The organism is Prauserella cavernicola (assembly GCF_016595675.1).
In the GTDB taxonomy this organism is placed as follows: domain Bacteria; phylum Actinomycetota; class Actinomycetes; order Mycobacteriales; family Pseudonocardiaceae; genus Prauserella_A; species Prauserella_A cavernicola.
In genome coordinates this window covers 152,680-172,121 of record NZ_JAENJH010000005.1, presented here as the reverse complement: position 1 = coordinate 172,121, position 19,442 = coordinate 152,680, and the positions used below count along the sequence as shown (strand labels likewise).

The following is a 19,442-nucleotide window of genomic DNA, read 5'->3' as shown; positions in this document are numbered from 1 at the left end:
GACAACGGCCCGGCGACCAGAAGGTCACCGGGCCGTTGTGGCAAAGACTCTGGGGTCAGCCCCGAACGACCTTGCCCGCCTTGAGGCAGGAGGTGCACACGTTCAGGCGCTTCTTCTGGGAAAGCCCGATCTTGGCGTGCACGGTCTGGATGTTCGGGTTCCACCGGCGGTTGGTACGCCGGTGAGAGTGCGAGACCGACTTGCCGAAGCCCGGCCCCTTGCCACAGACGTCGCACACGGCAGCCACGTCGAACACTCCTCGAAGAAATAGGTCAACAAAATCCGCCCAGCGAAAGCCGGGCAACTCGACAAGCGTAACCGGTGCGCTCCCGGCGGCCGCCGCCGGGTCGATACGCTCGCGGCGACCCCTTCGAAACCAGCACGGAGGATACGCGGTGCGGGCCTTGGACGCGGTGGCTGTGCGGGCGTGGGCAGGCGCCTGCGTCCGCAGCCTCTCGGCGCTGCGCGCGGACATCGACGGCATCAACGTCTACCCGGTCGCCGACTCCGACACGGGCTCGAACCTGCTGTACACGCTCACCGCCGCGCAGGCGGAGCTGACGGAGCGACCCGAGGTCAGCGGCGCGGGCGAGGCACTGGGCCTGCTCGCGCGCGGCGCCGTGGCCGCGGCGCGCGGCAACTCGGGCGTGATCATCTCGCAGGTCCTGCGCGGGCTCGCGGAGTCGGCGGGCGAGACCGCCGAGCTCGACGGGCCCGGGCTGGCCTCCGCGCTCAAACGTGCCGACGCACTCGCCACCGACGCCGTCGCCAGGCCCGTCGCGGGCACGATGCTCAGCGTGCTGCACGCCGTCGCCACGGCGGTGGACGACGGCTCGCCCGCCGAGGTCGCGACCACCGCGGCGAAGGCGGCCGCCGACGCACTGGAGGAGACACCGAACCAGCTCGCCGCGCTCGCCGTGGCCGGGGTGGTGGACGCGGGCGGCCGCGGTCTGGTGGCCGTGCTCGACGCACTCGTGGGCGTGGTCTCGGGCACGAGCGAGCCCGAGCGGGCGCTGTCGATGCCCGCGGCTCCCACGCCCGCGCCGCGTGCGTGGGAGGTCATGTACCTGCTCGCCGACGTCGACGACGCCGCACTGCCCGCCCTGCGCAGGACGCTGTCCGGACTCGGCGACAGCGTCACTGTGGCGGGCGACGGTGCGGGCAACCACGCCGTGCACGTCCACTGCGCCGACATCGGCGCCGCCATCGAGGCCGGTCTCACCCACGGCAGGCCACACCGCGTCCGCGTCGAGCCGCTGATGACCCCGCCTCCCGTCGAGACCAGCTCGGTGCGAGGTGATCGCGCGGTCGTCGCGGTGGTGCGCGGCGAGGGGCTGGCGGCGCTGGTCGCCGACGAGGGTGTTCCCGTGCTGGCGGTGCCCGTCGACGGCGAGCCGAGCGCGGAGGAGCTGCTCGGACTGGTCACCGAGACCGCCGCGAGCCACGTCACCGTGCTGCCCGGCGGCGTCGACCTCACGGCGGCCGCCGAACGGATCGCCGGGCACGTGATGCTGGAGGACCGTGACGTCGTGGTGGTGCCGTGCGCCTCGCCGGTGCAGGTGCTCGCGGCGCTGGCCGTGCACGACGCCGACCGCAGGGCGGGAGCCGACGTGGTCGGGATGGCCGAGGCCGCGGCGGCCACCCGCCGCGGCGACCTCGTGGTGGCGAGCGAGGAGTCCATCACCTGGGTCGGCCGGGCACAGGCCGGAGACCTGGTCGGCCTCGTCGACGGCGAGGTGGTGCTCATCGGGCGCGAGGGCGTCGAGGCCGCCGCCATCGCCGTGCTGGAGCGGATGCTGGTGGTGGGCGGCGAACTCGTCACCGTGCTCACCGGGGCCGGCGCGCCCGACGGGCTCGAGGACGCGATCGCGGCCCACCTGCGTGCCGCACACCCCGAAGTCGAACTGGTGTGCTATTCCGGTGGACAGACGGACGCGCTGCTGCTGATGGGTGTTGAGTGAACCGATGACTGAGCTGACCGACGGCCTGGACAGGGTGCTCGGGGCCAAGACCGCGAAGGCGCTCGACGGCTCCCTCGGCATCGGCAACGTCGCCGAGCTGCTCCGGCACTACCCGCGCCGCTACGCCAGGCGGGGCGAGCTCACCGACATCGCGGGGCTGGAGATCGGCGAGCACGCCACGGTGCTCGCGAGGGTCGAGGGCGCCACGAAGAAGCCGATGCGCCAGCGCAAGGGTTCGATTCTCGAGGTCACCATCACCGACGGCCAGCGCCGGATCTCGTGCGCGTTCTTCGGCAACCAGGTGTGGCGCGAGCGCGAGCTGCGGCCCGGCCGCACCGGGCTGTTCGCGGGCAAGGTCACGGCGTTTCGCACCACGCTGCAGCTGGCCAACCCCGAGTACGAGCTCATCGATCCCGACGGCGACGAGTCCAGCGCGATGGACAGCTTCCTCGCCCAGATCATCCCCGTGTACCCGGCGGCCGCGGGCGTGCAGTCGTGGACGATCGGCCGCGCGGTGCGCCAGGTGCTCGACACCCTGGAACCCGTCGACGACCCGCTGCCACCAGGGCTTCGGGAACGGCACGGCCTCGACGGGCTGCACGACGCGCTGACCCAGATCCACCGGCCGGAGAGCTGGGAGCGGCTCGACGCCGCGCGCGAGCGCCTCAAGTGGGACGAGGCGATGGCGGTGCAGCTGATCTTCGCGCAGCGCAGGCATTCCGCGGTGTCGCGGCCCGCTCCATCGTGTCCGTCGAAGCCCGGTGGCATCGCGGCGGCGTTCGACGAGAAGCTGCCGTTCCAGCTCACCGAGGGGCAGCGGCAGGTCGGCGAGGCCATCGCCGCGGACCTCGCGACCGAGCACCCGATGAACCGGCTGCTGCAGGGCGAGGTCGGCAGTGGCAAGACGATCGTGGCGCTGCGGGCGATGCTGCAGGCCGTCGACGCGGGCAGGCAGGCCGCCATGCTGGCGCCCACCGAGGTGCTGGCCGCGCAGCACGCGCGCTCGCTGCGAGAGATGCTCGGCGAACTGGGCCAGGCGGGCGAGCTCGGTGCCGCGGACAACGCCACCAGGATCACGCTGCTCACCGGGTCGATGTCGGCGAAGGAACGCAAGCAGGCGCTACTGGACACCGCGAGCGGCGCAGCCGGGATCGTCGTGGGCACGCACGCGCTGATCCAGGACCACGTGTCGTTCGCCGACCTCGGGTTCGTCGTGGTGGACGAGCAGCACCGGTTCGGTGTCGAACAGCGCGACGCGCTGCGTTCGCGCGGCGCCGACTCGACGAGCCCGCACGTGCTGGTGATGACGGCGACGCCGATCCCGAGGACCGTCGCGATGACCGTGTACGGCGATCTGGAGACCTCGTCGCTGCGTGAGCTGCCCGCGGGGCGCTCGCCGATCTCGACCAGCGTGGTGCCCGTCGCGGAGAAGCCCGCGTGGCTCGACCGGGCGTGGCGGCGCGTCGCCGAGGAGGTCGGCAAGGGCCACCAGGCCTACATCGTGTGCCCGCGCATCGGCGACGAGCCGCCGTCGGACAAGAGCGACAAACGTCCCCCGATCGCCGTGCTGGACCTGGCGCCACAGCTGGCCGACGGACCGTTGAAGGGCCTGCGCATCGGTGTGCTGCACGGCCGCCTTCCCAGCGACGACAAGGACGCCGTGATGCGTGCGTTCGCCGCGGGCAAGGTGGACGTGCTCGTGGCCACCACCGTGATCGAGGTCGGCGTGAACGTGCCCAACTCGACGGTCATGATGATCATGGATGCCGACCGGTTCGGCGTGAGCCAGCTGCACCAGCTGCGCGGTCGGGTCGGCCGGGGTTCCGTGCCGGGGCTGTGCCTGCTCGTGACGGAAGCGCTCGACGGCACCAGCACGCGGGCCCGGCTCGGTGCCGTGGAGTCGACGCTCGACGGATTCGAGCTCTCCAAGCTGGATCTAGAGCTGCGCAGGGAAGGCGACATCCTCGGCGCTGCGCAGTCCGGCAAGCGTTCGGGTCTCAAGCTGCTCTCGCTGCTGGAGGACGAGGCCGTGATCGAGCAGGCGCGCGTCGTCGCGCAGGAGGTCGTGGGCTCCGATCCCGGCCTCGGCGAGCATCCCGGACTGGCGCGCCTGCTCGCCGACGTCGTGGACGCGGACCGAGCGGAGTTCCTGGAAAAGTCCTGACCCACCGCGCCCAGCGTCACTGCCTCGCCGCGGTGAAGGGCACCTTTACTGCATTGAACGCAGTAAAGGTGCCCTTCACCGCAGTCGTCACTGCCTCGCCGACTGCCCGATCGTGGTACTCCGCCTGCGGGTGGCGCGCGCAGCCGGTAGACGGGTGCCCATGCGTATTCGACCCGCCCGCGCCCTGCTCGCCGCCTCCTCCGTCGCCTTGCTCGCGGCCACGGCTGCGCCCGCCCATGCCGACGCCGGGGTGCAGCAGGACCCACCCAACTGGGGACTCGACCGGATCGACCAGCGCGAGGGCGGCGACCAGCTCGACCAGCGCTACCACTACGCGGGCGACGGCGAGGGCGTCACGGTGTACGTGATCGACTCCGGAGTCGACGGCACGCATCCCGACTTCGGCGGCCGGGTCTCCGGCGGCAAGGACTTCGTCGACGGCGACGAGCACCCCGTCGACCTCAACGGGCACGGGACGAGCCTCGCCGGTGTCGCGGCCGGTCAGGCGCACGGCGTCGCCAAGGCGGCCCGCGTGGTGCCCGTGCGGGTGCTCGACCAGGACGGCGGCGGCAACGGGCTGAGCGTGCTCGCCGGCATCGACTGGGTCGCCAACAACGCGCGGCAGCCCGCCGTCGCCGTGATCGGCATCGGCGGACCCGCCAGCGAGGTGGTGGACGAGGCCGTGCGCGGTCTCGCCGAGGTCATGCCCGTGGCGGTGCCCGCGGGTGGGACGAACTCCGACGCGGGCCAGAGCTCCCCGGGGCGTGTGCCCGAGGTCCTGACCGTCGGGGCGAGCGACAGGACCGACGCGGTGGTCCCCGACTCGAACTTCGGCGCCGCGGTGGACCTGTACGCGCCGGGCGCGGACGTGCTGGCGCCCGCGCTGCGGGGCGGCACCTCGGAGCTGACGGGGACGTCGGTGGCGGCCGCGCACGTGGCGGGCGTCGCGGCCCTCTACCGGGCCGCGCATCCCGACGCGACTCCGCAGCAGGTGACCGAGGCGATCGTCGCCGGGGCGACCCCTGACGGGCTCACGGGCGTGCGGGACGGCACCGCCAATCGCGTGCTCCACGCCGGCCCTGTCCCGGCGGGCGGCCGGTGAATTCCAGACCCTGGGAGTGAACTCCCGGTAGGCGGGACTTTAGGGGTAACGTCCTTCGCGACCGATCCGGGTGAAGGAAAGGACCGGGGATGTTCCGCAAAGTACTCGTCGCCAACCGCGGCGAGATCGCCATTCGTGCGTTCCGCGCCGCCTATGAACTGGGTGCGGGAACGGTGGCCGTGTTCCCGCATGAGGACCGTAATTCGCTGCACCGGCTGAAGGCCGATGAGGCGTACGAGATCGGCGAGCCGGGTCATCCGGTGCGCGCGTATCTCTCCGTGGACGAGATTGTCCGCGCCGCGGTCAGGGCTGGTGCTGATGCCGTGTATCCCGGCTACGGCTTCCTGTCCGAGAACCCGGATCTGGCCCGGGCCTGTGAGGAGGCTGGGATCACGTTCGTCGGCCCGAGCGCCGACATTCTGGAGCTGACCGGTAACAAGGCGCGTGCCGTGGCCGCGGCGAAGGCGGCGGGTGTGCCGGTGCTCGGCTCGTCGGAGCCGTCGTCCGATGTGGACACCCTGGCGGAGGCGGCGGGGGAGCTGGGCTTCCCGGTGTTCGTCAAGGCCGTGGCCGGTGGTGGCGGGCGTGGTATGCGCCGGGTCGAGGATCCGGCTCAGCTGCGGGATTCGATCGAGGCGGCGGCCCGCGAGGCCGAGTCCGCGTTCGGGGACCCCACGGTGTTCATCGAGAAGGCCGTGGTGGAGCCGCGTCACATCGAGGTCCAGATCCTCAGTGACGGCCAGGGTGGGGTGATCCACCTCTACGAGCGCGACTGTTCGGTGCAGCGCAGGCACCAGAAGGTGATCGAGCTGGCGCCCGCGCCGAACCTCGACCCGAAGCTGCGTGAGCAGATCTGTGCGGACGCGGTGAAGTTCGCCGAGCAGATCGGTTACCGCAACGCGGGCACGGTGGAGTTCCTCGTCGACCGCGACGGCAACCACGTCTTCATCGAGATGAACCCGCGGATCCAGGTGGAGCACACGGTGACCGAGGAGGTCACCGACGTCGACCTGGTGCAGTCGCAGCTGCGGATCGCCTCGGGTCAGTCGCTGGCCGATCTGGACCTCGCGCAGGACAAGATCTACCTGCGGGGCGCGGCGTTGCAGTGCCGGATCACCACCGAGGATCCCGCCAACGGGTTCCGCCCGGACACCGGCATGATCAGCGCCTATCGTTCGCCGGGCGGCTCGGGTATCCGGCTCGACGGTGGTACCGCGTTCGCGGGCACCGAGATCAGCGCGCACTTCGACTCGATGCTGGTGAAGCTCTCGTGCCGGGGGCGGACGTTCGCGACCGCGGTGGGCCGAGCGCGGCGTGCCGTGGCGGAGTTCCGGATTCGTGGTGTGGCCACCAACATTCCGTTCCTGCAGGCCGTGCTGGACGACCCGGACTTCCAGCAGGGGCGGGTCACCACGGCGTTCATCGAGGAGCGGCCGCATCTGCTGACCGCGCGGCACTCGGCCGACCGCGGTACGCGACTGCTGACCTATCTGGCCGACGTCACGGTGAACAAGCCCCACGGCGAGCGGCCGAGGCTGATCGATCCGGAGCGCAAGCTGCCGGAGCTGCCCGACGGTGAGCCGAAGGCGGGGTCGAAGCAGAAGCTGACCGAGCTGGGTCCGGAGGGCTTCGCGCGGTGGATGCGCGAGTCGCCGACGGTCGGGGTCACCGACACGACCTTCCGCGACGCGCACCAGTCGCTACTGGCCACGCGGGTGCGCACCAAGGACCTGCTGGCGATCGCGCCGGTGGTGGCGCGCACGGTGCCGGAGTTGTTGTCGGTGGAGTGCTGGGGTGGTGCGACCTACGACGTGGCGTTGCGCTTCCTGGCCGAGGATCCGTGGGAGCGGCTCGCGGCGCTGCGCCAGGCGATGCCCAACATCTGCCTGCAGATGCTGCTGCGTGGTCGCAACACCGTGGGCTACACGCCGTATCCGACCGAGGTCACCGACGCGTTCGTCGAGGAGGCGGCCGCGACCGGGATCGACATCTTCCGGATCTTCGACGCGCTCAACGACGTCGAGCAGATGCGGCCGGCGATCGAGGCGGTCCGTAACACCGGAACGGGTATGGCCGAGGTGGCGCTGTGCTACACCTCGGATCTGTCCAACCCGGCGGAGAAGATCTACACGCTCGACTACTACCTGAAGCTGGCCGAGCAGATCGTCGGGGCCGGCGCGCACGTGCTGGCCATCAAGGACATGGCGGGCCTGCTGCGGGCACCGGCGGCGGTGAAGCTGGTGACGGCGCTGCGCAGGGAGTTCGACCTGCCGGTGCACATCCACACCCACGACACCGCGGGTGGTCAGCTGGGCACCTATCTCGCGGCGATCGGTGCGGGCGCGGATGCCGTGGACGGAGCCGTCGCGTCGATGGCGGGCACGACGTCGCAGCCGTCGCTGTCGGCGATCGTGGCGGCCACCGACTACTCCGAGCGGCCGACCGGTCTGGACCTGCAGTCGATCGGTGAGCTGGAGCCGTACTGGGAGATCGTGCGCAAGATCTACGCGCCGTTCGAGGCGGGGCTGGCCTCTCCGACCGGGCGCGTGTATCACCACGAGATCCCCGGCGGGCAGCTGTCGAACCTGCGCACGCAGGCCAGGGCGCTCGGGCTGGGCGACCGGTTCGAGGACATCGAGAAGATGTACGAGGCCGCCGACACGATGCTGGGTCACCTGGTGAAGGTGACACCGTCGTCGAAGGTCGTCGGTGACCTCGCGCTGCACCTCGTCGGTGCCGGGGTCTCGCCGGAGGAGTTCGAGGCCGAGCCGTCGAAGTTCGACATTCCGGACTCGGTGATCGGGTTCCTGCGCGGCGAGCTGGGCGACCCGCCCGGTGGCTGGCCGGAGCCGTTCCGCAGCAAGGCACTCGAGGGCAGGGCGGAGCCCAAGCCGGTGGTGGAGCTGTCCGAAGAGGACCGCACGGCGCTGGCGCAGGACCGCCGCACGACGCTAAACCGGCTGCTGTTCCCCGCGCCGACCAGGGAGTTCGAGGCGCACCGCGAGGCGCACGGCGACACCAGTGTGCTGCCGAGCAAGGACTTCTTCTACGGGCTGCGCCCGGGGGAGGAGTACCAGGTCGACCTCGATCCGGGCGTGCGGCTCTTGATCGAGCTCGAGGCGATCGGTGAGGCCGACGAACGCGGGATGCGGACGGTGATGGCGACGCTGAACGGCCAGCTGCGGCCGATCCAGGTGCGTGACCGCTCGGTGGCCTCGGACCTGCCCGCCAAGGAGAAGGCGGACAAGAACAACCCGAAGCACGTCGCGGCTCCGTTCGCGGGCGTGGTGACGGCGCAGGTGGCCGAGGGCGACACGATCTCCGCCGGAGACACCGTGGCGACCATCGAGGCCATGAAGATGGAGGCCGCGATCACCGCCCAGGAAGGCGGCACCGTCGCCCGCCTGGCCATCGGCAAAGTCCAACAGGTGGAAGGCGGCGACCTCCTGATAGTCCTGGAGTAACCCGGCCGCGAGTCCCCCGCCGAGGCGCGCGAGTCCCCCGCTCGGGCGGGCGAGTTGCCCGTTGGGGTGGGCGAGTTGCCCGTTGGGGTGGGCGAAGTGCCCGTTGGGCGGCCGAGTTGCCCGTTCGGGCGGGCGAAGTGCTCGTTGGGGTGGGCGAGTTGCCCGTTCGGGCGGGCGAAGTGCTCGTTGGGGTGGGCGAAGTGCCCGCTCGGGCGGCCGAAGTGCCCGCTGGGTGCGCGAGTTGCCCGTTCGGGCGCGAGTCGCGCCTCCAGGACCGCGAGTTGTGCATTTGGGGCCGCGAGTTGTGCGTTGGTACCGCGAAGCGGACCGAACGACACGGCTCGCGGCCCCAAGTCGTTTCCGGAGCAGGGAATTCGCGAGCCTGGGCGGGGGGACTCGCGCGCCTGGGTGGGGAACTCGCGCGTCGGAGCGGGGAACTCGCGCGACGGGAGCGCGTGACTCGCACGCGTGGCACCAGACTCTCTGGCCCGAACGCAGGACTCACCGTCTGGTGTGCACGACTGGCGAACCCGAGCGCAGGACTCGCGCGCCGGAGCGGGGACTCGCGGCCGAGCGCATGACTCGCACGCCTGGCGTCCGGCTCGCGGGCCCTAACGCAGCACTCGCGTGCCCGAGCGCACGACTCGCGGCGCGGAGCTCACGGCGCGCGAGCCCGATTGCGCTACTCGCGGACCTGAGCGGGGGACTCGCGCGCTGGAGCGGGGGACTCGCGAGCTCGATTGGGGAACTCGTGGACAGGAGTGGGGAACTCGCGCGTCGGAGCGGGGGACTCGCGGACCTGAGCGGGGGACTCGCGCTGGAGTGGGGGACTCGCGGGGGGTGGGCGTGGGTGCTTGGGTGGGGGCATGGTGGTGTTCGCGGTGCCGCAGTGGCAGGGGGCCACCTGGGACGGGGCGCGGGAGCGGCTCGGCGCCGGGTGCCGGCTGCTCGCGGCGCTCGCGGCCGACGTCCTGGGCACGCCGGTGCGCGAGGTGCCCGTCGGCGCCACCGGCTCCTCCACAGTGGACGGCATCGCCAACAGGGCCGCGCTCGTCGGCAACCGTCGCGCCCAGCTCGCCGCGCTGGAGGACCCGCAGGGTCCGGTGCTCACCATCGGCGGGGACTGCTCCGCCGACCTGGTTCCCCTCGGCGTCGCCCGCTACCGCTACGGGCCGGGCCTCGGCGCGGTCTGGTTCGACGCGCACGCCGACTGCAACACCGCCGCCACCTCACCGTCGGGCGCCTTCCACGGCATGGTCCTGCGCTCGCTGCTCGGCGACGGTGACCCCGGATTCGCCGCGAGCCCAGCGCTCGAACGCGGTCGCGCGGTGCTCGTCGGCACCCGGGCGTTCGACTCCGCCGAGCGGCGCGCCGTCGCCGACGGGCTCGTGCGCCACGTGCCCGCCGAGCCGGCCGCGATCACCGGCGCCGTCACCGCCTCGGGCGACACGAAGGTCTATCTGCACCTCGACCTCGACGTACTCGACCCCGCCGAGTTCGGCTCACTGGCGTACTACCACGAGCCGGGCGGACTGTCGGTCGAGCAGCTCGTCGCCGGCATCGAGAGCCTGGCCGCGTTCGAGGTCGTGGGCGCCTGCATCGCCGAATGCACGGCCGCACGACGGGAGGACGTCGAGGTCCTGCTCCCCGTGCTCGAAGCGGTGGCCGGGCTGCTGGCCTGACGCTCAGAGAGCCGCGTGGCCCGCCGCGACGAGCATCGTCGGGATCTCGGTGTCGGTGACGCCGAGGAGGTTCGCGAGCGCCGCGTCGTCGAACCCGGCGACCGCGCAGCACGCGAGCCCGAGGGAGGTGCCGACGAGGTACAGGTTCTGCACCGCGACGCCGGTGTCGACGTGCAGCGTGCGGTAGTGCCGCAGCGGGTACTTGTCGAACGCCACGTCCAGGCGCGCCGTCAGCGCGAGCGACACCGCTGCCCTCGGGATGAACTCGGGCTGCAGGTACACCTCCTGCAACGCCGGAACCGGGTCGCTCTCACCCAGCTCCACCAGCTCGTGGGACACGGCCTCGTAGCGGTAGACGCCGGGGTCGAGCTGCTCGGCCCTGCGCACGATGAGGTAGGCCCGCAGGATGTCCAGTCCACCCGCACTCGGCGCCATGCCGAGCGGGTAGTCGGCGACGCCGAACGCGGGCACGAAGCGCTGCACGCCCACGGAGAACCGCAGCCACGCGCTGAGTGCGGTCAGCTCCAGGTCGCGGTCGGCGTAGGAGTACGACGAGCGACGGCGCGCCAGTGTCGCGACGAGGTCGGCCTGCGGAGGGTGCACGTCCGGCAGCGGGAACCGGCGCCCGTTCGGCAGTGGTCGTGCGGCGTGCTGGCTCTGGGAGTTCAGCAGCCGGTGCACCGCCAAGGCACGCTCGGTGGTCTCGCGGCCGCTCATCTACACCTCCGGTCCCGGTCCGGGTACCTCCATGAATGTCCGCATGGTAGCCCGTCCGAGTGAAATCATGGTGTCTCGTTGACGAGGTCGGCGAGCAGTTCGTAAGAGCGCAGCCGGTCGGCGTGGTCGTGCACCATGGTCGTGACCATGATCTCGTCGGCCTCGGTGTCGGCCAGCAACGACTCGAGTCCCTTTCGGACGGTTTCGGGCGAGCCGACGATGGTGCTCGCCATCCGGTCGTCGAGGAACGCGCGGTCGAGATCGGTGTACGGGTAGTCGGCGGCCTCCTGCGGCGACGGCAGCGGGATCGGCCGTCCCTTGCGCAGGCTCAGGAACGTCAGGCCGTAGGACCCTGCGATCCAGCGCGCCTGCTCTTCGGTGTCCGCGCAGGTCACGGCCGCGCCGAGCAGCACGTACGGCTGGTCGAGCACGGCCGAGGGGCGGAACGACTCGCGGTAGAGGCGCACAGCGGGCAGCGTGTTCTCGGAGCTGAAGTGGTGGGCGAACGAGAACGGCAGGCCGAGCATCCCGGCCAGTTGCGCGCTGAATCCGCTCGAGCCGAGCAGCCACACGGGCGGCCGGTTGCCCTCGGCGGCCACCGCGTTCACCGCGCGGTCGTCGTCGTGCTCGAAGTAGCCGATGAGCTCGGCGAGGCGCTGCGGGAAGTCCTCGGCGCCGAGCCCGGCCGACCCGCGCAGCGCGTGGGCCGTGCGCTGGTCGGTGCCCGGTGCGCGGCCGATGCCGAGGTCGATGCGCCCGGGGTGCAGTGCCTCCAGCGTCCCGAACTGCTCCGCGACGGCCAGCGGCGCGTGGTTGGGCAGCATCACGCCGCCGGAGCCGACCCTGATCCGCTCGGTGGCGTCGGCGACGCGGCCGATCAGCACCGCCGTGGCCGAGCTCGCGATGCCCGGCATGTTGTGGTGCTCGGCCAGCCAGTAGCGGTGGTAGCCGAGCCGCTCCGCGTTGCGGGCGAGGTCGAGGGTGTTGCGGAACGCGTCGCGCGCGTCTCCTCCGCTCACGACGGGAGCGAGGTCCAGTACCGAGAACGGGATGTCACGCAGGGAGGTCACACCAGGCGTCAACGCGCCGTCGGCTCGGCGGCATTCCCGTCGAGCCACTCGTCGTCGGAGGCGAGCACCGTGAGCTGCTGGGTGGCGCGGGTGAGCGCCACGTAGAGCACTCGCCGCCCGGTGAGCGACTCGGTGATCAGCTCGGTGGGCTCCAGCAGCACCACGCCGTCGTACTCCAGTCCCTTGGAGTCGAGGCTGCCCACGACCTTGAGCCGCTCCTCGGCCTGGCCGGCGAGCCAGTCCTCCACCTCGGGGACGCGGTCCATCGCGCAGATCACGCCGACCGTGCCGTCCACGCTGTCCAGCAGCTCCTTGGCCGCGGCGTGCACGGCGAGCTCGGTGTCCGCGGGCTCGATGGGGCGAACCTGCGGGACGAGGCCCGTGGTGCGCACGGCGTGCGGCAGGTCGCCCTCCTCGGCGTGGCCCGCGACCACGCGCGCGGCGAGGTCGAAGATCTCCGCCGAGTTCCGGTAGTTCGTGCGCAGCGTGTAGCGCCTGCGCGCCGTGTGCGTGCCGAACGCCTGGTCGCGCGCCTGCGCGGCCTCGGCGGGATCGGGCCACGAGCTCTGCACGGGATCGCCCACGATGGTCCAGCTCGCGTACTTGCCGCGCCTGCCGACCATCCGCCACTGCATCGGCGAGAGGTCCTGCGACTCGTCGACGACGATGTGCGAGTACTCGTCGTAGTGCTCGGGCCTGTTGCGGGTGGGCTGCTGGCGCGAGTCCCTGTCCTGCTCGGCGTCGAGCTGCAGGAGCTGACGCCTGCGGCGCTTCGGCGGGGTGCCCATGAGCACGCGCAGCTCGTCGAGCAGCGCGATGTCGGCCATCGACCAGCCCCGCGAGCGGTCGGCCATCGACGCGGCCAGCAGGGTGATCTCGTCGCGGCGCAGCGCCTGCTTGGCCGCCCGCGCGAGCCTGCGCTCGTCGCCGAGCCAGCGCAGCACCTCGGCCGGGTACAGCACCGGCCACCACACGACGAGGAAGCGGTGGAAGTCGATGCGCTCGCCGAGCGCGGTGATCAGCTCCTGACGGTCGACCGTGCGACCGTCGGCCTTCGCGTACTCCTCGGCCTTGTCGGCCAGCGCCTCCAGCAGTGTCTCCGCCGCGCGCACCCTGGCGCGGTTGGGCGGGCCGCCGTGGCCGTGCACCTTGCGGCGCACGCGCTCCAGCTCCTTGCCCCCGAGCTTGAGCACCTCGCCCCGGTAGACGATCTTCATCTCGGTCGGCGCGTCCGGCGGGGTGTCGCGCAGCGCCTTCAGCAGCACCTTGCGCATCCGCAGCGAGCCCTTGACCGCCGCCAGGGGAGCGGGGTCGTGGTGGGTGGCCTCGATCCCGTCGAGCACCTCGCTCAGCGCGCGCAGTTCGACGTTGGTCTCGCCCATCGACGGGAGCACGCGCGAGATGTAGTTGGTGAACACACCGGAGGGTCCGACCACGAGCACACCGGCGCCGCCCAGCTGGCGGCGGTAGCGGTAGAGCAGGTACGCGGCGCGGTGCAGCGCCACGGCCGTCTTGCCGGTGCCGGGACCTCCGGTGATCTCGGTGACCCCGCGCCACGGCGCGCGGATGACGTCGTCCTGTTCCTTCTGGATCGTGGCGACGATGTCGCGCATCTTCTCGCCCCTGGCGCGGCCGAGCGCCGCCATGAGGGCGCCCTCGCCGACGACGTTCATGTCCTCGGGCACGGCGTCGGGGATGAGCACGTCGTCGTCCACATCGAGCACCGACTGCCCTGAGCAGCGGATCACCCTGCGGCGCACGACGTCCATCGGTTCCTCGGCCGTGGCCTGGTAGAAAGCGGCCGCCGCCGGTGCGCGCCAGTCGGTGACGAGGTTCTCGAACTCGGCGTCGCGGATGCCGAGCCTGCCGACGTAGACGGTCTCGGGAGCGGACTGGTCGAGCCTGCCGAACACCAGGCCCTCGTACTCGGCGTCGAGCGTCTGCAGCGTCTGGTTGGCGTGGTAGACCATCATGTCCCGCTCGAACAGCATCGAGGCCTGCTCGAAGACGGCCTCGCGCTGGGCGCCGTGGCCGATCTCGTATCCCTTGGCGCGCATGGCCTCCGCCTGGGTGCGCAGCTCCGCGAGCCGGGCATAGACCCGGTCCACGTGGGACTGTTCGATGGCGATCTCGGCCCGTCTGACCCGAGGTTCCGACACTCAGCGCTCCTGCAGCAAAATCGCCGGGAAGTGGAAGAACGACAATACGCGTTCCTCGCCAACGGTTCACGAGGTCCTGGCACGCGTCACAGTCGGCAAGCGGCTGCGAAGATGCTCCCGTGACCAGGATCGTGGCCGGCAGCGCGGGTGGCAGGAAGCTCCGTGTCCCGCCGCGCGGCACCCGGCCCACCTCCGAGCGGGTGCGCGAGGCGCTGTTCAACGCACTCGAGGTCGCCGGTGAGCTCGACGACGCGGGCGTGCTCGATCTCTACGCCGGCTCCGGCGCACTCGGATTGGAGGCGCTGTCCAGGGGTGCGCGGGACGCGCTGTTCGTGGAGGCCGACCGCCGAGCGGCCGAGGTGCTGCGGGCCAACGCCGGGCAGCTCGGGCTCGGTGGCGAGGTGCGGCACGGCAAGGTCGAGTCGGTGGTCGCCGAGCAGGCGCCCAGGGCGTTCGAACTGGTGGTGGCGGATCCGCCGTACGACCTCGACGACGACCGGCTCGCCGCGGTGCTCGGTGACCTTGTGGTCCGCGGCTGGGTCGCCGAGGGCAGCCTGGTGATCGTGGAGCGGGCGCTGCGCAGCGGCGAACCCCGCTGGCCGGAGCACCTGGAGCCGCTGCGCACGAAGCGCTACGGCGACACGGCCCTGTTCTGGGCGGAGTGCGTCACATCTCGCGCGTAACCCGATGGCGATTGGTACCGTCCGCGCCATGCGTCGAGCGGTGTGTCCCGGTTCCTACGACCCAGCGACCAACGGGCATCTCGACATCATCGAGAGATCGGCCCAGCTCTTCGACGAGGTCGTGGTCGCGGTGCTGATCAACAAGAAGAAGCAGGGCCTGTTCTCCATCGAGGAGCGCATGGAGATGCTGCGCGAGGTCACCGTCAAGCTGCCGAACGTGCGGGTGGACTCGTGGCACGGGCTGCTCGTCGACTACTGCAGGCAGCACGACATCGCGGCGATCACCAAGGGCCTGCGCTCGGTGAGCGACTTCGACTACGAGCTGCAGATGGCGCAGATGAACCGGGAGCTCTCCGGGGTCGAGACCCTGTTGATGTCGAACAACCCGGCCTACAGCTTCCTGTCCAGCTCGCTGGTCAAGGAGGTCGCGACCTACGGCGGCGACGTGTCGCAGATGGTGCCCGGAGTCGTCCAGGAACGGCTCACCGCCAGGCTGGCCGAACGCGGATAGTTCACGCGAAAGCCACATCTCGATCACGTGTTGCGGTTACGGTTCGAAAATGACCAACTACCGATCACGCGTCACCGCAGTCCTGCTGGCCCTGATCGTCGCCCTCCTCGGGGGTGCGAGCACGGTCGTCGCACAACCGCTCGCCACGGCTCAGGCCGAGTGTGGCGACACGTCCGAGTTCGAGCAGGTGCCGCTGGGGGACCTGCCCGCCGAAGCCACTGACACCTACGAGCTGATCGAAACCGATGGGCCGTATCCCTACCCGCAGGACGGCACCACCTTCCAGAACCGCGAAGGTCTGCTGCCCGACTGCGACACCGGCTACTACGCCGAGTTCACCGTCGAGACCCCGGGCATCGACCACCGCGGCGCCCGCCGCATCGTGACCGGCGACGGCGGCGAGTTCTTCTACACCGCCGACCACTACGAGAGCTTCGTGCTGATCCGGATCTGACCCCATCGGGGGCCTGACACGCCCGTACCCGCGACGGTCACGGCAATCTCCCTCGGAACCGGGCAGACTGGTGCCCTGCACACGTGGGGTCAATGGTGCGAGGGAGTTGCCGTGTACCGGGTGTTCGAGGCTCTCGACGAGCTCGTCACGATCGTGGAAGAGGCGCGGGGCGTCCCGATGACTTCCAGCTGCGTCGTCCCTCGTGGTGACGCGCTCGAGCTGCTCGATGACATCAGGGACGCGTTGCCGGGCGAGGTCGACGACGCGCAGGACGTGCTCGACAAGCGCGACGAGATCGTCAACCGGGCACGTGAGGAGTCCGAGACCGCCGTGACCTCGGCCAACGCCGAGGCCGAGCGCACGCTCGCCGAGGCCACCGCCGAGGCGGAGCGCCTGGTCGCCGAGGCCCGCGCGCGGGCCGAGCAGCTGCACGCCGACGCGATCGCCGAGGCCGACCGTGCCGTCGCCGCCGGTCAGGCCGAGTACCGCGACCTCACCGAACGTTCCCGCGCCGAGTCCGAGCGCATGGTCCAGGCAGGCCGCGACGCCTACGACCGCGCGGTCGAGGAGGGCAGGCACGAGCAGGCCAGGCTCGTCGCCCAGACTGAGGTCGTGCAGGCCGCGCATGGCGAGGCCGCGCGCATCGTGGACGAGGCGCACGCCGAGGCCGACCGCCAGCGTGGCGACTGCGACGCCTACGTCGACGGCAAACTCGCCGAGTTCTCCGAGCTGCTGTCCACCACGCTGCGCACTGTCGACTCCGGCCGCAACCACCTGCGCGGAACGCCGGGTATCGGCGGCCGCGGAGCCGTGTACGACTACCAGGCTCACTAGCGGCCCCGCTGGCGTACTCTGGATCAGGCGCTCGCCCGATCCGGCGAGCCGCTGTCCTGACACTCGATCTTCACGAAAAGTCCGATGCCTGACGAAAGCACCAGCCCCGCGCGCCCCGACGCGCGCAACCCGTGGCTGTTCGACACCCACGAACTCGGCCGCCGTCCCGGCTCCAGCCGGCCGCTCCAGCGCGACGTGCCCGTGGACACCCCGCTCGGCGTTCCCGACGTCATCGTCGTGCCCAAGGGCGCCAACGTCGGGCTCGACCTGCTGATGGAGTCGGTGGTCGAGGGCGTGCTCGTGACGGGCACCGCCGCCGCGCCGACCTCGGGTCAGTGCTCGCGCTGCCTCGACCCGATCTCCGACGAGGTCGAGGTCGACCTCACCGAGCTGTACGCCTACCCGGACTCGACGACGGACGAGACCACCGAGGAGGACGAGGTCAGCCGAGTCGTCGACGACCGGGTGGACCTCGAGCCGCTCGTGCGCGACGCGATCGTGCTCGCCCTCCCGCTGGTGCCGTTGTGCAGCGAGGACTGCGCAGGCCTGTGCGCCGAATGCGGCGTGAAGTGGGCCGATCTCGAGCCCGGACACGGGCATGAGACGATAGACCCTCGGTGGGCCGCGCTGGTCGAGCGCCTCGAGGATACTCAGGGCGACGACCCGGCGAACGGTTCCGACCGGTAACGCCCGGCGAGCACCGAGCTCGACCATTTGTGAGGCAAGCACGCTCGCGCCCGCGAGCAGATCTTGATGAGGAGAACCAGTCGTGGCCGTCCCGAAGCGGAAGATGTCGCGTTCCAACACCCGCTCGCGCCGCGCCCAGTGGAAGGCCGCGCCGGTGGTGCTGGTGGCCTGTTCCAACCGCGCGTGCAGGCAGCCGAAGCCCCAGCACGTCGCCTGCCCGGCGTGCGGCCAGTACAGCGGCCGTCAGGTTGTCGAGCCCGCTTAAGGCTGTCGGCCATGGGGGGTAAGTCGCCTACAGGTCCGGCAGCAGATCCCACACCGCTACTCGAGGCGCTCGGTGTCGAGTTCGACACCGAGCTGCTCACGCTCTCGCTCACTCACCGCTCGTACGCGTACGAGAACGGTGGGTTGCCGCCGAATGAGCGGCTCGAGTTCCTCGGGGACGCGGTGCTGGGTCTCGTGGTAACGGATCATCTTTACCGGCAGCATCCTGACCTGCCGGAGGGTCAGCTCGCGAAGCTGCGCGCCAGCGTGGTCAACATGCACGCGCTGGCGGGTGTGGCTCGTGGGCTCGGTCCGGGGGGACTCGGCGCTCATCTGCTGCTCGGCAAGGGCGAGGAGCTGACGGGCGGCCGGGACAAGGCGAGCATTCTCGCCGACGGGCTCGAGGCCGTGATCGGCGCGACGTATCTCGCGCACGGCATGGAGATCGCCCGCGAGCTGGTGCACCGGCTCTTCGACGACCTGCTCGCCGAAGCGCCGCTGCGTGGTGCCGGGCTCGACTGGAAGACCAGCCTGCAGGAGCTCACCGCCTCCGCGGGTCTCGGCGTGCCCGAGTACAAGGTCGAGGACACCGGTCCGGACCATCGCAAGGAGTTCAACGCGACCGTGTTCGTCGGTGGCCGCAATCTCGGCCTCGGCGATGGCACGACGAAGAAGGAAGCGGAGCAGAAGGCCGCCGAGTCGGCCTGGCGCTCGCTCTCCGACGAGCTCAAGCCCGACCAGGAAAGCTGAGGAGCACGGGCCACTAAACTGGCCCGGTGCCCGAGCTTCCCGAGGTCGAAACCGTCCGCGCAGGTCTTGAACGCCACGTCGCCGGGCGAGTGATCACCTCCGCCGAGGTGCTGCACCCACGCGCGATCCGGCGCCACGTTCCCGGTGCCGAGGACTTCACCGGCCGCCTCGGCGGCCTCAAGATCGACGCGGCCCGCCGCCGCGGCAAGTACCTGTGGCTCGACCTGGCCGACGGCGAGGCGATGCTCGCCCATCTCGGTATGAGCGGTCAGCTGCTCGTCCAGCCCAAGGGCACTCCCGACGAGAAGCACCTGCGCGCCCGGTTCCGGTTCGCCGACGAAGGCCCGGAGCTGCGATTCGTCGACCAGCGCACGTTCGGCGGGTTGTCGCTGGCCGAGCTCGTCGAGGTGGACGGCACGCCCGTGCCGAACACGATCGCCCACATCGCCCGCGACCCGATGGATCCGCTGTTCGACGCGGCGCTGGCCGTACGGCTGCTGCGGGCCAAACGCACCGAGGTCAAACGCGCGCTGCTGGATCAGACGCTGGTGTCCGGGGTCGGCAACATCTACGCCGACGAGGCGCTGTGGCGGTCTCGCCTGCACTGGGCACGGCCCACGGACCGGCTCACCGGCAAGCAGGCCGAGGCGGTGCTGGGTACGGCTGCGGAGGTGATGGCCGAGGCTCTCGTCGCGGGCGGGACCTCGTTCGACACGCTCTACGTCAACGTCAACGGCCAGTCCGGCTACTTCGACCGTTCGCTCGACGCCTACGGCAGGGCTGGTGAACCGTGCCGGCGCTGTGGGACGTGGATCATCCGAGAGGCATTCATGAACCGCTCGTCGTTCTCCTGCCCTCGCTGCCAGCCGAAGCCGCGACGCAAAGCCGCCTGACAAACCTCTCGAGATGTCCCGTTCGGCCGGATGGCGTGGTGCTGTGC

17 protein-coding genes are annotated in these 19,442 nt (G+C 71.1%); 13 read left to right on the top strand and 4 right to left on the bottom strand.

Features of this window, described 5'->3' with window-relative positions:
- Positions 1–55: 55 nt before the first annotated feature.
- Positions 56–247 (bottom strand): 50S ribosomal protein L28, encoded by a 192-nt coding sequence (rpmB, locus tag JHE00_RS21185; RefSeq protein ID WP_091800800.1) that lies wholly within the window; start codon positions 245–247, stop codon positions 56–58.
- Between the two features lie 148 nt (positions 248–395).
- Here rpmB and JHE00_RS21180 point away from each other — a divergent pair, with 148 nt between their 5' ends.
- The 5 genes from JHE00_RS21180 (at position 396) to JHE00_RS21160 (ending at position 10,373) form a co-directional block, all read left to right on the top strand.
- Positions 396–1,961 (top strand): DAK2 domain-containing protein, encoded by a 1,566-nt coding sequence (locus JHE00_RS21180; protein WP_200320794.1) that lies wholly within the window; start codon positions 396–398, stop codon positions 1,959–1,961.
- Positions 1,962–1,965: 4 nt separating this feature from the next.
- Entirely contained in the window at positions 1,966–4,125 is a 2,160-nt protein-coding gene (recG, locus tag JHE00_RS21175) for an ATP-dependent DNA helicase RecG (protein ID WP_200320792.1), read from the top strand.
- A gap of 160 nt (positions 4,126–4,285) precedes the next feature.
- Positions 4,286–5,227, top strand: a complete 942-nt coding sequence (locus JHE00_RS21170; protein ID WP_200320790.1) for a S8 family peptidase — start codon at positions 4,286–4,288, stop codon at positions 5,225–5,227.
- A gap of 89 nt (positions 5,228–5,316) precedes the next feature.
- A complete protein-coding gene (locus JHE00_RS21165) occupies positions 5,317–8,691 on the top strand; it encodes a pyruvate carboxylase (protein WP_200320788.1) in 3,375 nt (1,124 codons plus the stop codon).
- Positions 8,692–9,557: 866 nt separating this feature from the next.
- Positions 9,558–10,373 carry an arginase family protein gene (locus tag JHE00_RS21160; protein ID WP_200320786.1) on the top strand — a complete coding sequence of 272 codons (816 nt, stop codon included), beginning with the start codon at positions 9,558–9,560 and terminating at the stop codon, positions 10,371–10,373.
- A 3-nt stretch (positions 10,374–10,376) separates the two neighbouring features.
- Here JHE00_RS21160 and JHE00_RS21155 read toward each other — a convergent pair whose 3' ends face one another.
- From JHE00_RS21155 to JHE00_RS21145, 3 genes are all read right to left on the bottom strand, one after another.
- A complete protein-coding gene (locus JHE00_RS21155; protein WP_200320784.1) occupies positions 10,377–11,090 on the bottom strand; it encodes a SagB family peptide dehydrogenase in 714 nt (237 codons plus the stop codon).
- Positions 11,091–11,155: 65 nt separating this feature from the next.
- The gene (locus JHE00_RS21150) at positions 11,156–12,160 is read right to left on the bottom strand and encodes an LLM class flavin-dependent oxidoreductase (protein ID WP_200320782.1); all 1,005 of its coding nucleotides are present in this window, start codon (positions 12,158–12,160) and stop codon (positions 11,156–11,158) included.
- A gap of 8 nt (positions 12,161–12,168) precedes the next feature.
- Positions 12,169–14,319 (bottom strand): HelD family protein, encoded by a 2,151-nt coding sequence (locus JHE00_RS21145; protein ID WP_200320780.1) that lies wholly within the window; start codon positions 14,317–14,319, stop codon positions 12,169–12,171.
- 119 nt (positions 14,320–14,438) lie between these two features.
- Between JHE00_RS21145 and rsmD the strand changes: the two genes are divergently transcribed.
- The 8 genes from rsmD (at position 14,439) to mutM (ending at position 19,395) form a co-directional block, all read left to right on the top strand.
- Positions 14,439–15,002, top strand: a complete 564-nt coding sequence (rsmD, locus tag JHE00_RS21140; RefSeq protein WP_200320778.1) for a 16S rRNA (guanine(966)-N(2))-methyltransferase RsmD — start codon at positions 14,439–14,441, stop codon at positions 15,000–15,002.
- Between the two features lie 28 nt (positions 15,003–15,030).
- Entirely contained in the window at positions 15,031–15,513 is a 483-nt protein-coding gene (coaD, locus tag JHE00_RS21135; RefSeq protein ID WP_200320776.1) for a pantetheine-phosphate adenylyltransferase, read from the top strand.
- A 49-nt stretch (positions 15,514–15,562) separates the two neighbouring features.
- A complete protein-coding gene (locus JHE00_RS21130) occupies positions 15,563–15,967 on the top strand; it encodes a guanyl-specific ribonuclease (protein WP_200320774.1) in 405 nt (134 codons plus the stop codon).
- A gap of 111 nt (positions 15,968–16,078) precedes the next feature.
- Positions 16,079–16,801, top strand: coding sequence for a flotillin family protein (locus JHE00_RS21125; RefSeq protein ID WP_200320772.1), 723 nt, complete (start codon positions 16,079–16,081; stop codon positions 16,799–16,801).
- Between the two features lie 84 nt (positions 16,802–16,885).
- A complete protein-coding gene (locus tag JHE00_RS21120; RefSeq protein WP_200320770.1) occupies positions 16,886–17,488 on the top strand; it encodes a YceD family protein in 603 nt (200 codons plus the stop codon).
- A gap of 82 nt (positions 17,489–17,570) precedes the next feature.
- Entirely contained in the window at positions 17,571–17,753 is a 183-nt protein-coding gene (gene rpmF / locus JHE00_RS21115) for a 50S ribosomal protein L32 (protein WP_200320768.1), read from the top strand.
- Positions 17,754–17,764: 11 nt separating this feature from the next.
- A complete protein-coding gene (gene rnc / locus JHE00_RS21110) occupies positions 17,765–18,502 on the top strand; it encodes a ribonuclease III (RefSeq protein WP_200320766.1) in 738 nt (245 codons plus the stop codon).
- A 26-nt stretch (positions 18,503–18,528) separates the two neighbouring features.
- The gene (gene mutM, locus JHE00_RS21105) at positions 18,529–19,395 is read left to right on the top strand and encodes a bifunctional DNA-formamidopyrimidine glycosylase/DNA-(apurinic or apyrimidinic site) lyase (RefSeq protein WP_200320764.1); all 867 of its coding nucleotides are present in this window, start codon (positions 18,529–18,531) and stop codon (positions 19,393–19,395) included.
- Positions 19,396–19,442: the final 47 nt, after the last annotated feature.

Coding starts and splice junctions, on each gene's coding strand:
- JHE00_RS21155 (WP_200320784.1), bottom strand. CDS start 11,090: ATGAGCGGCCGCGAGACCACCGAGCGTGCCTTGGCGGTGCACCGGCTG.
- JHE00_RS21130 (WP_200320774.1), top strand. CDS start 15,563: ATGACCAACTACCGATCACGCGTCACCGCAGTCCTGCTGGCCCTGATC.
- JHE00_RS21170 (WP_200320790.1), top strand. CDS start 4,286: ATGCGTATTCGACCCGCCCGCGCCCTGCTCGCCGCCTCCTCCGTCGCC.
- coaD (WP_200320776.1), top strand. CDS start 15,031: ATGCGTCGAGCGGTGTGTCCCGGTTCCTACGACCCAGCGACCAACGGG.
- rnc (WP_200320766.1), top strand. CDS start 17,765: ATGGGGGGTAAGTCGCCTACAGGTCCGGCAGCAGATCCCACACCGCTA.
- JHE00_RS21165 (WP_200320788.1), top strand. CDS start 5,317: ATGTTCCGCAAAGTACTCGTCGCCAACCGCGGCGAGATCGCCATTCGT.
- JHE00_RS21160 (WP_200320786.1), top strand. CDS start 9,558: ATGGTGGTGTTCGCGGTGCCGCAGTGGCAGGGGGCCACCTGGGACGGG.
- JHE00_RS21120 (WP_200320770.1), top strand. CDS start 16,886: ATGCCTGACGAAAGCACCAGCCCCGCGCGCCCCGACGCGCGCAACCCG.
- recG (WP_200320792.1), top strand. CDS start 1,966: ATGACTGAGCTGACCGACGGCCTGGACAGGGTGCTCGGGGCCAAGACC.